Source organism: Amycolatopsis sp. NPDC005961, from assembly GCF_040629235.1.
GTDB lineage: Bacteria > Actinomycetota > Actinomycetes > Mycobacteriales > Pseudonocardiaceae > Amycolatopsis > Amycolatopsis camponoti.
In genome coordinates, this window is sequence record NZ_JBEXVF010000135.1 from 1 (window position 1) to 10589 (window position 10589).

A 10589-nucleotide genomic window follows, 5' to 3' on the forward strand; every position below is an offset into this window, starting at 1 on the left:
CTTCCGATCTGGGACGGATCCGCCAGCAGGACGACCGGCGCGCTTTCGGTCAGCAGGCCGGCGTTCCGGACGACCGGCCACGCCGGCCAGGGCGATCGTGCCCGCCGCGACGTCGGACGTCGGACGCGCGGGTGCCGCCGCCGGGACCACCGCCGGGGCCGAACCCGACGCGGGAACCGCGCCCGGGGGCGGGACGTCGGCCGGCAACGTCGAGGACACCGCCGCGTACGCGTCCAGCACTCCCCAGCCCAGCCGCGCGTCGTGGCGCCCCGAGGGGGCGCGGTGCGCCGTCAGCTCGAGCCGGGTGACGACCTGGTCGCCGGTCAGGTCCGGGTGGTACGCGCGGACCAGCGCCGCGACGCCGGCGACGTACGCCGCCGCCAGTCCCGGGTCGGTCACCGGCCAGCGGTGCGCCACCGCGCCGCCCGCTCCCGCCGACGTGCTGACCAGCTCCGCTCCCGGCGCGGCGACGCCGACGTAGTCCCCCGCTTCCGTCTGCACCGGCTCGCCCGCGGGGTTCACCGACCCGACGGACAGCACCCCGGGCGTCGCCGTCGGGTACGACCGCGCGCCCTGCTGGGTCGCCGACGCCGCCGAAACCACGACTGCGCCGGCAGAACGCGCCCGCGCGACCGCGCCGGACAACGCCGGGCTGTCGAACGCCGCGGGCACCGCGATCAGGATCACGCTCGCCTGCCGGTCCACCGCCGTGTCGATCGCGTCGGCCAGCGCGCCCGGGTCACCCGCGCCGCCGTCGGCCGCCGACGAGCCCGAGCCTTCGGTGTACCGGATCGGCAGCAGGTGCGCGCCGGGCGCGACGCCGGCGAACGTCGTCGACGCGTCCGGTTGCGCGCCGACGATCCCGGCCGCGATCGTGCCGCGGCCGTCGCAGTCCGAGCGCTCGGTGCCGTTTCCGCCTTCGAGCTGGCCGGGCGCGAACTGCGCGTTCTGCCCGTCGACGCCGGTGCCGATCACGGCCACCAGCTGGCCGGCGCCGCGGGTCAGCGGCCAGAGCCGCGCCGGGTCGACCAGGCGCTGCCCCCATGGGACTTCGCCGGTGTACGTGCCGGAAGGGTTGGCGCACTGCCCTTCGGGAGCGGCGACGGCGGACGCGGGCAACCCCAGCGCCACGAGACCCGCCACCGCGAGCACCGCCGGTAACCGCACCCCAACCCCCGAACGAAAGACGGTGACGGAAAAGGACTTCCGCCACCGTCAGTCTACGCGCGAAACACCGTTCAGCGAAGGTCCATGCCCAGATCCAGCGCCGGCGAAGAGTGGGTCAGCCCGCCCACCGACAGATAGTCCACACCGGACTCGGCGTAGGCCTTACCACGGTCGAGGGTGAGGCCACCAGAGGATTCCAGCCGCGTCTTGGGGGAAACCTCGTCGCGGCGCGCCACCGCCTGCCGGCACTGCTCCGGCGTGAAGTTGTCCAGCAGCACCTCGTCCGCCGCCGCGGCCAGCGCCTCCTCCAGCTGGGCGAGCGTATCGACCTCCACCTCGCACGCCAGCTCCGGCGCGTGCGCCCGGGCGGCGGCGAGCGCCGCGGTCACCGAACCCGCGGCGACGACGTGGTTGTCCTTGATCAGGACCGCGTCGCCCAGCCCGAGCCGGTGGTTGACCCCGCCGCCGCACCGGACGGCGTACTTCTGCAGCAACCGCAGCCCCGGCAACGTCTTGCGGGAGTCGCGGATCGCGCAGCCGGTACCGTCCACTTCGGACACCCAGGCGGCGGTCGCGGTCGCGACGCCGGAGAGGTGGCACAGCAGGTTCAGCGCCGTGCGCTCGGCCGTGAGCAGCCCGCGCACGGGACCGCGCAGCACCAGCGCGGGCTCCCCCGCGACCAGCCGGTCGCCGTCTTCACGCCCGGCCAGCACTTCGTACGAAGAGCCCAGCACCATGTCGAACACGGCCAGCGCGACCGGCAGCCCGGCCACGACGCCGTCGGCGCGCGGGGTCAGCTCGGCCACCGCGATCGCTTCGGCGGGCACCGTCGACGCCGTCGTCGCGTCCGGGCCGTACCGCAGGTCCTCGCCCAGCGCCGTGGAAACCACCCGCGTCACGTCCTCGACGTCGAGGCCGGAAGCGGCGATCAGCTTCAGGACCGGTTCGGAGATCGGGAAAGTCATGCCACGCCCTCCAGGGGGATCGGGTCGGCCAGCACCGGCTGACCGGACGGGCTGAGCCGGATGAGCTGACTGCGCCGCCAGCCGTCGTCGAGCGAGGGGAAGTCGGTCCGCACGTGGCAGCCGCGCGACTCGGTGCGCCGGACGGCCGCGGCGAGCAACGCCTGCGCCACCACCGTCAGCGCCGCGTCCTCGACCGCGGCGTGCGTCCACAAGGGACTGTCCTGTGCCGACAGGTCGAGCACGGAAACCGCCGCCGCCAGGCCGTCGGCGTCCCGGCCGATGGCCGCGTACCGGCTCATCACGCGCTGCAGCGAGTCCCGCGACGCGGCCGGCGCGGTCGTCCACGAAGGCAGCCGCCCCCGCGAAGGGTCGGCCAGCAGCCCGGCCGCGAGGTCCGCCGCGACGGCCTCGGCGACGCGCTGCCCGACGACCAGGCCTTCGAGCAAGCTGTTGGAGGCCAAGCGGTTCGCGCCGTGCAACCCGGTCCGCGCGACTTCGCCCGCGGCGTACAGCCCGGGCACCGACGAGCGTCCGTCCACAGTGGTCACCACGCCACCGCACGAGAAGTGCGCCGCGGGCGTCACCGGGATCGGGTCCGACGCCGGGTCGAGCCCCAGCGCCGCGCACGCCGCGAACACCGTCGGGAACCGCTGGGCGAACCCGGCGATCCCGGTCGCGTCGAGGAAGACGTGGTCGTCGACCCCGCCGGGCGCCAGGCCCATCCGCCTCGTGATCGCCGCCGAGACGACGTCGCGGGGAGCCAGGTCGCCGAGCGGGTGCACGCCCGCCATGACCGGCTGCCCGGCGCCGTCGACCAGCGTCGCGCCCTCGCCGCGGACGGCCTCGGTGACCAGCGGGCAGCGTCCCCGCGCGCCCGGGGTGTACAGGACGGTCGGGTGGAACTGGACGAACTCGATGTCCGCCACGGTCGCCCCCGCCCGCAGCGCGAGCGCGAGCCCGTCGCCGGTGGCGATCTCCGGGTTCGACGTCGCCTGGTAGAGCTGCCCGATCCCGCCGCTGGCCAGCAGCACGGCCGGCGCGCGGACGACACCGGGGACGCCGTTCCGGTCGAGCACGGTGACGCCCGCGACCCGCCCGCCCGGCGTGCGCAGCGCGTCGACGGCGATGTGGTGCTCCAGCACCGGCACCCGCGCCTGCCCGGCCTGCGCGACCAGGGCGCGTTCGACCTCGGCGCCGGTGGCGTCGCCGCCCGCGTGGATGACGCGGAACGCGCTGTGCCCCCCCTCGCGGGTCCGGGCCAGCAGGCCGTCACCCGCGGAGTCGAACGTCGCGCCGTCGGCCCGCAGCCGGGCGACCGCGGCCGGGCCGCCGTCGAGGATCGAGCGGGCGGCGGCCTCGTCGACCAGCCCGGCGCCCGCGGTGAAGGTGTCCTCCGCGTGCTTCGCGACCGAATCGTCGAGGTCGTGTTCCTCGGCCAGCACCACGGCGACGCCGCCCTGGGCCCAGCGCGTGTTGCCGTCCTCGACCGCCGCCTTGGTGATCACCAGGACGTGCAGCCCGAGGGCCTGCGCGCGCAACGCCGCGGTCAGCCCCGCGACACCGCTGCCGATCACGACGAGGTCCGCGCGAGCTTCCCAGACCGGGGTTTTCGCCTGTGAATCATTAACCGGGGTGGTCATTCTCCGCCGCCCGGCTGCCCGATCTCGATCATCCGCTGCACCGACGCCTTGGCGCGGGCCGCGGTTTCGAGGTCGACGTGGACCTCGTCGAGACCGTCACGCAGGCAGCGCAGCAGCGCCGCCGGGGTGATCATCTTCATGTACCGGCAGGACGCGCGGTCGTTCACCGCGCGGAAGTCGATGCCCGGCGCGGCCTTGCGGAGCTGGTGGATCATGCCGATCTCGGTGGCCACCAGGACGGTCTTGGCCTTCGTGTCGCGGGCCTCGTGGACCATGTCGCCGGTCGAGAGGATCTTGACCCGCTCCGGCGCCACGGCCCCCTCGCCGGCCAGGTAGAGCGCCGACGTCGCGCAGCCGCATTCGGGGTGGATGAACAGGTCGGCGCTCGGGTTCTCGGCCGCGCGCTCGGCCAGCTCGGCGCCGTTGATCCCGGCGTGGACGTGGCACTCCCCGGCCCAGATGTGCATGTTCTCCCGGCCGGTCACGCGCTTGACGTGCGCGCCGAGGAACTGGTCCGGCAGGAAGAGAACCTCCTGGTCAGCGGGGATGGAGGCGACGACGTCCACCGCGTTCGATGACGTGCAGCAGATGTCCGTCTCGGCCTTCACCTCGGCCGTGGTGTTGACGTAGGAGACGACCACCGCACCGGGGTGCTCGGCCTTCCAGGCGCGCAGCTCGGCGCCGGTGATGGAGTCGGCCAACGAGCAGCCGGCCCGCGCGTCCGGGATCAGGACGGTCTTCTCCGGGGCGAGGATCTTCGCCGTCTCGGCCATGAAGTGCACGCCGCAGAAGACGATGGTGGAGGCGTCGCTGCTCGCCGCGATGCGGCTGAGCGCGAGGGAGTCGCCCGTGTGGTCGGCGATGTCCTGGATCTCCGGGACCTGGTAGTTGTGCGCGAGCAGGACCGCGTCGCGCTGCTTCGCCAGGCGCCGCACCTCCTCGGCCCACGCCGCGTTCGCCTCGACCCCGCCGAACGGGATGAGACCTTCCGGAACCAACGTGCTGGTCATCGGGCCCTCCTGGACCTGTCTCCGGTTTTCGCCTTATAATCGAAAACCGTGCGAAGTCATCTTAACACCCAGGCCCCCCTCGCCCACGAGGTTTTGGGAGCGGTCCTTCAAGTGCGCTCGGACACACTGCGGGTCCTGCTGTGGCGCCGCGCGCTCGACCCGCACCTCGGCCGCTGGTCGCTGCCGGGCGGGCGGCTGCGGCCCGACGAGGACGTCGAGACGTCGATCCGGCGCCAGCTCAAGGAGAAGGTCGACGTGCGCCGGATCGAGCACGTCGAGCAGCTCGCGGTGTTCAGCGACCCGCACCGGGTCCCCGGCCCGCGCGTGGTCGCGACGGCGTTCCTCGCGCTGGTCCCCTCCGACGCCGACCCCGAGGTGCCCGAGGACACCGAGTGGCACGACGTCGCGAAGCTGCCGCGTACGGCGTTCGACCACGAGGCGATCGTGCTGCGCGCCCGCGACCGGCTGCGCTCGAAGCTCTCCTACACCAACCTCGGGTTCGCGCTCGCGCCCGACGAGTTCACGATCTCCGCGCTGCGCGGGCTGTATTCGGCGGCGCTGGGCTACCGCGTCTCGGCGACCAACCTGCAGCGGGTGCTTTCGCGGCGCGGGCTGCTGGTTCCCACTGGTCACACGGCCCCGCCGGGCCGCGCCGGCGGGCGTCCGGCGGCGTTGTTCTCCTTCGCCGGCAAGGGCATGCAGATCACCGATCCGTTCGCGGTGTTCAAGCCGCCGAACCGGTGACCATCCTGCGGCGGAGGCGTTCTCCCCTTACCGTGGAGCCCGTGACAGAGCCGGAATCGGAAAGCGACGCGACGACGACCTTGCTGCCGTTGTTCCCGCTGCAGACGGTTCTGCTCCCGGGGACCAAGCTACCGCTGCACATCTTCGAACCGCGTTACCGGCAGCTGACGGCCGACCTCGTCAGCGGCACGGTGCCGGGCCGCGAGTTCGGCGTGGTGGCCCTGCGGTCCTCCCTGACCCGCGAGGTCCGTGGTCTGGACCAGCTGTACGAAATCGGCTGCAGCACGGTGCTGCGCGAGGCGAAGCGCCTACCGGACGGCCGGTTCGACGTCGTGACGCAGGCCCAGCGCCGCTTCCGCCTGACCGACCTCGACTGCGTGTCGGCGCCTTACATGATCGCGTCGGTGGAGTGGGTCGACGACGACCCGGTGGCGCCTTCGGGCGACATGGCCGAACGCCTCGCGGTGGTAGCCCGCACGGCGCACCGCCGCTACTGCGAAACGGCGTGGCGCAGCGACGACTGGAACGCCCCGGAGGCGGACACCGAACTGGCCGAGCTGGCCTACCAGCTGGCCGCGGACTGCCTGCTGCCACTGGAAGACCGCCAGCGCCTGCTGGAGGAACGCCACCCGCTGCGCAGGCTCCGCATCGCCTGCCGGCTCCTGATCCGGGAGGCGGGGTTCCTCGACACACTGGGCGCGGTGCCGCTGCCCCCGGGCGAGCTCACCGACCTCGGCAAGCCGGCCAGCTTGAACTGACCCCCGCCCCACAGACAAGGCCCCACCCATCCCTGGGGGCTGACCCCGGTCCAGTCTATCGGCGCCCCCCGACGGAACCCGCCGCGAAGCGGAATTCCGCCAAAGTTGTCCACAACCGCGTCACCCTGGGGACAGTCACTCCCCGGAGCCGGAACCAGAGCCGTTCCCGGAGCCAGAGCCGTTCCCGTTCCCGGAGCCGTTCCCGTTCCCGGAGCCGTTCCCGAACTTGTTCCACACCTTCCCCGCCGTGCTGGAAACCGCTTCGCCGACATCGCTGAACACCTTCGTCAGCGGATCGGCCGACGTGCTCCAAGAGTCCTTGTACGACTTGGCGGCCGACTTCAGATCGTCCTTCCAGTCGGACGTCGGCGCATCGTCGTCCCGGCGCGGGTAGTCGCCCCCCAAGATCGCCCGGTACTCCTCCGACGCCGCCCACTTCTGCAGCTGCGCCGCGCGAACCACCGCGAACGGGTGCGTCTCGGTCTCGACGAACTTGAGCTTGAGGAAGCTGTCGCGGATGTCTTCGACCGACTCGTACTCGGCCGCCTGCTGCAGGAACGACGGGATGTCGATGCGGGAAGGATCGATGCCGCCCGCGATCTGGATCTGGGCGCGCAGCGCGGCCGTCGGGTCCTGGCCGCACAGCAGCCCGGCGCGGTCGCACGACAGCTCGGCCTTGCGGTACCACTCGCGCAGCGCCGCGATGATCGCGCGGATCCCGAGCGCGCTGACCGGCGTCCACGACAGCGACATCTGCAGGCTGATCAGGCGCACCATGATCGTGCGGTAGACGGTGTGCCCGGACAGCACGTGCCCCATCTCGTGCCCGAGCACGAACCGCAGCGACTCGTGGCCCATCAGCTCGACGAGCCCGGTGCTGATCCGGATGAACGGCTCGTCCATCCCGACGGCCGACGCCTGCACGCGCGGGTCCTGGTAGACGAACACGTTCGGCACGGCGGGCAGGTCCAGCGTCTCGGCGCACTCGTGCCGCAGCCGGTCGAGCTCCGGGTACTGCTTCGGCCCGACGCGGATCGACGACGCGAGCGCCATCAGCCGCTCGCCACGCTCGTTGTAGAACCCCGAAACGGCCTTGACGACCTGGGCGAACCCGGGCACCGCGCGCAACGTCGCGAGCGCGCCGCGGTCCACCGGGTGCTCGTAGGCGCGCGGGCTGATGCCCGGGAAGCGGACGGCGTGGTGCCGGGAAACCTCGATGTCTTCAGTCACTGAACCCCCTGTGATTCGAGGGAGCCAGCTTAGGGGGAGACCGGGTCAGCCGAGACGGCGGCCGAGGTCGTCGCGGCCGTTCCAGGTGGCGAGCAGGCTGTAGACCAGCGTCACGCCGAGCGGGCCGGTGAGCAGCACCCACCACGACTCCAGGCGCGGCGCCAGCTCGATCACCGAGCCGAGCGCGGGCGGCGCGGCGATCGCGTAGTGGCTGTTCGCCCAGCCGACGCCGAGCAGCATGGCCAGGGCGCTCGCGAGGGCGACACCGAGGACCGCGGCGAGGAACACGACCGGCCCGCGCCGCTCGCGCAGCAGCCAGACGACGACGCCGACCACGATCCCCAGCCCGAGCGTCATGAGCCCGAAGACGGCGAGGTCGTCGAAGCGGTGCCAGCTCTCCAGTTCGAGGGCGCCCTGGGTGCCGTCGGTGCCGATGATGCGCACGCGCTCCGGCGGCGCGAGGCGGGACCACGCGAAGGCGAGCGGGAAGCTCAGCAGGCTGAGGGTGCCGAGCACGCTCACGGCGGGCAGCAGGTCGGCCTTGACGACGACCCGCGGCCGCCGCTCCCGGAACAGCACGGGCACCGACCACGGACCGGCCACGGCCGACGGCCGGTGTGCGGGCCCCGACGACTCACTCACCCGGACTCCCTCCTGCTACCTGATGCGACCGAGGGTAACCGGTCGGTGCGTGGCGACGGTGAGCCGCCGGTCGTGTCGCGGCGCGGAAAGCGGCCGGACCCGATCGCGTCAGCCGCTCGCCGTCTCCCCGTGGCGGCTGCACTTCGCCGTCCACCCCAGCGGGCTCACCTGGACCACCAGCCGCCGCGCGCAGAACGTGCAGTAGCGCGGCGGCTCCAGCGCCGTCCTCGGGTTGTGGCACGCCGGGTGGTCCGCCCCGCCGGCCGACTGCTGTCCACAGTGGACGCAGAAAGCGGCGTCAGAGACTGTCACTGAGCGCCTTGATGGGCATCTTGAGCTCGTCGAGCATTTCGAGGTCCGCCGAAGCCGGGCGGCCCAGGTTGGTCAGGTAGTTGCCGACGATGATGGCGTTGATGCCGCCGAGCATGCCCTGCTCCGCACCGAGGTCGCCGAGCGTCAGCTCGCGGCCGCCGGCGAAGCGCAGCATCGTGCGCGGCATCGCGAGCCGGAACGCCGCGACCGTCCGCAGCGCGTCCTTGCCCTCGACGATCTCGTAGTGCTCGTACGGCGTGCCCGGCTGCGGGATCAGGAAGTTCATCGGCACCTCGTGCGGGCTCAGCTCGGCCAGCTGCACCGCGAACTCCGCGCGCTGCTCGACCGTCTCCCCCATGCCGATGATGCCGCCGCAGCAGACCTCCATGCCCGCCTTCGCGACCATCCGGAGGGTGTCCGCGCGCTCTTCCCACGTGTGGGTGGTGACGACGGCCGGGAAGTGCGAGCGCGCCGTCTCGAGGTTGTGGTTGTAGCGGTGCACGCCCATATCGACGAGCTCGTCGACCTGCTCCTGCGTGAGCATGCCGAGCGAGCAGGCGATCTGGATGTCGTTGCCGTCGGCGCGGATCGCCTTCACGCCCTCGCGCACCTGCGAGAGCAGCCGCTGGTCCGGACCGCGGACGGCGGCGACGATGCAGAACTCCGTCGCGCCGGTCTCGGCGGTCTGCCGGGCGGCCTTGACCAGGTTCGGGATGTCCAGCCAGGCCGAGCGCACCGGCGTCGGGAAGCGGCCGGACTGGGAGCAGAAGTGGCAGTCTTCCGGGCAGCCGCCGGTCTTGAGGCTGATGATGCCCTCGACCTCGACCTCCGGGCCGCACCAGCGCATCCGCACGTCGTGCGCCAGGGCGAGGAGGTCCGGCAGCCGCTCGTCGGGCAGCCGCAGCACCTCCAGGACTTCGGCTTCGCCCAGGCCGACGCCGTTTTCGAGGACGTGCTCGCGCGCGTAGGCGAGGACATCGGTGTCCGGGACTGCGGTCACGGCGTCTCCTTGGTCGTGGTGGAAGCGTCCCTCATCGTGCCCGACGGCACGCCGGGACGACAGCGACGCAGGTCACTTCCCGGCGGAAGCGCACCCTGCGAACAGCTCGGGGTCGAACTCGCCGCCGAACCACGGCGAAAGCCCGGCCCGGGCGGCGGACAGGAACTCCTCGGGCGACGCGTCGCCGAGCCCGGCCGGCAGCGCGCCGAGCAGCGGCGCCCCCGCCGCGACCGGCAGGTCTTCGAGGTTGGACAGCGCGGCGAGGTCCGGTTCGGCGGGCCACGAGCCGATGATGACCCCGGCGACGGTCAGGCCGCGCTTCGTGGCGACCTCGGCGGTGAGCGCGGTGGCGTTGAGCGTGCCGAGGCCGGCCTCGGCGACGACGATCACGAGCGAGCCGAGCGACCACGCGACGTCGGCCAGGCTGGACCCACGCTGGTCGAAGCGCACGAGCAGGCCGCCGGCGCCTTCGATCAGGGTGAGGTCGTGCCCGGTGTCGAGGTCGGAAGCGGCCCGCGCGATCTCCCCGGGATCGAGCGACGGAAGGCCACTGCGCCGCGCGGCGGCCTCCGGCGACAACGGGTCGGGGTAGCGCCGGAGTTCCCGGGTGGTGACGTCCCGGCCGGCCAGGCGCCGCACATCGGCGAGGTCACCGGGCTCATCGGGCCCGACGCCGGTCTGCGCGGGTTTCAGGACGGCGACGCGCTGCCCGCCGGCCACCGCCAGGGCGGCGATGGCCGCCGTGGTGATCGTCTTGCCGACCCCGGTCCCGGTCCCCGTCATCACCAGCATGGTCACGGACCATCAACTTAGTGACCCGGGGCGGGGGTGCGCACCGCGGGCACCGGATGAGCGGGGGTGACTGGGGAAGGTTCCCTGGTCGGGGCGGGGTTCGGGCGTGCGGACGGTGGGAGGTGGTCCGAACGCGAGCCCGGACGACGAATCTCCGACCGAGACGCGGCGCGTGCCGAACGCGGGCGGCGAGGATGCCGACCGCGTTGACCGCGCACCGGCCGGGGCCGGTGCCGCAGATCACCCCTGACCCGCCGCATGGCGAGACGAACCAAATCAACCGGCGACTCCCGCGGGCCGCGAGGCGCGGGCCGGGCCCGAACGAGCCC

At 72.9% G+C, this 10589-nt stretch carries 11 protein-coding genes; 2 read left to right on the plus strand and 9 right to left on the minus strand.

Annotated elements, in window-relative coordinates; translation table 11 throughout:
* From ABZ342_RS48305 to nadA, 4 genes are all read right to left on the minus strand, one after another.
* On the minus strand, nucleotides 1-1152 hold a 1152-nt coding region (locus ABZ342_RS48305; RefSeq protein WP_360488696.1), incomplete at its 3' end, for a S8 family serine peptidase.
* Between the two features lie 86 nt (nucleotides 1153-1238).
* Entirely contained in the window at nucleotides 1239-2132 is an 894-nt protein-coding gene (gene nadC, locus ABZ342_RS48310) for a carboxylating nicotinate-nucleotide diphosphorylase (RefSeq protein WP_360488671.1), read from the minus strand.
* Nucleotides 2129-3772 (minus strand): L-aspartate oxidase, encoded by a 1644-nt coding sequence (locus ABZ342_RS48315; RefSeq protein WP_360488674.1) that lies wholly within the window; start codon nucleotides 3770-3772, stop codon nucleotides 2129-2131. Before ABZ342_RS48315 ends, nadC begins: the two co-directional genes overlap by 4 nt.
* Nucleotides 3769-4782 carry a quinolinate synthase NadA gene (gene nadA, locus ABZ342_RS48320; RefSeq protein ID WP_360488677.1) on the minus strand — a complete coding sequence of 338 codons (1014 nt, stop codon included), beginning with the start codon at nucleotides 4780-4782 and terminating at the stop codon, nucleotides 3769-3771. The genes ABZ342_RS48315 and nadA overlap by 4 nt, the downstream gene beginning before the upstream one ends.
* 111 nt (nucleotides 4783-4893) lie before the next feature.
* Here nadA and ABZ342_RS48325 point away from each other — a divergent pair, with 111 nt between their 5' ends.
* Entirely contained in the window at nucleotides 4894-5526 is a 633-nt protein-coding gene (locus tag ABZ342_RS48325; RefSeq protein ID WP_360488680.1) for an NUDIX domain-containing protein, read from the plus strand.
* A gap of 41 nt (nucleotides 5527-5567) precedes the next feature.
* Nucleotides 5568-6284: an LON peptidase substrate-binding domain-containing protein gene (locus ABZ342_RS48330; RefSeq protein ID WP_360488683.1), complete on the plus strand. Its 717-nt coding sequence runs from the start codon at nucleotides 5568-5570 to the stop codon at nucleotides 6282-6284.
* Nucleotides 6285-6419: 135 nt separating this feature from the next.
* Here the strand turns inward: ABZ342_RS48330 and ABZ342_RS48335 are convergent, their stop codons facing one another.
* The 5 genes from ABZ342_RS48335 to bioD all read right to left on the minus strand — a co-directional run bounded on the left by ABZ342_RS48335 (nucleotide 6420) and on the right by bioD (nucleotide 10266).
* Entirely contained in the window at nucleotides 6420-7514 is a 1095-nt protein-coding gene (locus ABZ342_RS48335; protein WP_360488686.1) for a M48 family metallopeptidase, read from the minus strand.
* A 45-nt stretch (nucleotides 7515-7559) separates the two neighbouring features.
* Nucleotides 7560-8156, minus strand: coding sequence for a DUF2567 domain-containing protein (locus ABZ342_RS48340; RefSeq protein ID WP_155541934.1), 597 nt, complete (start codon nucleotides 8154-8156; stop codon nucleotides 7560-7562).
* Nucleotides 8157-8264: 108 nt separating this feature from the next.
* On the minus strand, nucleotides 8265-8468 hold the full coding sequence (locus tag ABZ342_RS48345) for a hypothetical protein (protein ID WP_155541933.1): 204 nt from the start codon (nucleotides 8466-8468) through the stop codon (nucleotides 8265-8267).
* Nucleotides 8455-9468 carry a biotin synthase BioB gene (bioB, locus tag ABZ342_RS48350; protein ID WP_360488690.1) on the minus strand — a complete coding sequence of 338 codons (1014 nt, stop codon included), beginning with the start codon at nucleotides 9466-9468 and terminating at the stop codon, nucleotides 8455-8457. The genes ABZ342_RS48345 and bioB overlap by 14 nt, the downstream gene beginning before the upstream one ends.
* Nucleotides 9469-9540: 72 nt before the next feature.
* The gene (gene bioD / locus ABZ342_RS48355; RefSeq protein ID WP_360488693.1) at nucleotides 9541-10266 is read right to left on the minus strand and encodes a dethiobiotin synthase; all 726 of its coding nucleotides are present in this window, start codon (nucleotides 10264-10266) and stop codon (nucleotides 9541-9543) included.
* Nucleotides 10267-10589 lie beyond the last annotated feature (323 nt).

What these genes read in the sequence shown, in the direction of transcription:
- ABZ342_RS48315 (WP_360488674.1), bottom strand. Translation starts at nt 3,772, where the DNA reads ATGACCACCCCGGTTAATGATTCACAGGCGAAAACCCCGGTCTGGGAA.
- nadA (WP_360488677.1), bottom strand. Translation starts at nt 4,782, where the DNA reads ATGACCAGCACGTTGGTTCCGGAAGGTCTCATCCCGTTCGGCGGGGTC.
- nadC (WP_360488671.1), bottom strand. Translation starts at nt 2,132, where the DNA reads ATGACTTTCCCGATCTCCGAACCGGTCCTGAAGCTGATCGCCGCTTCC.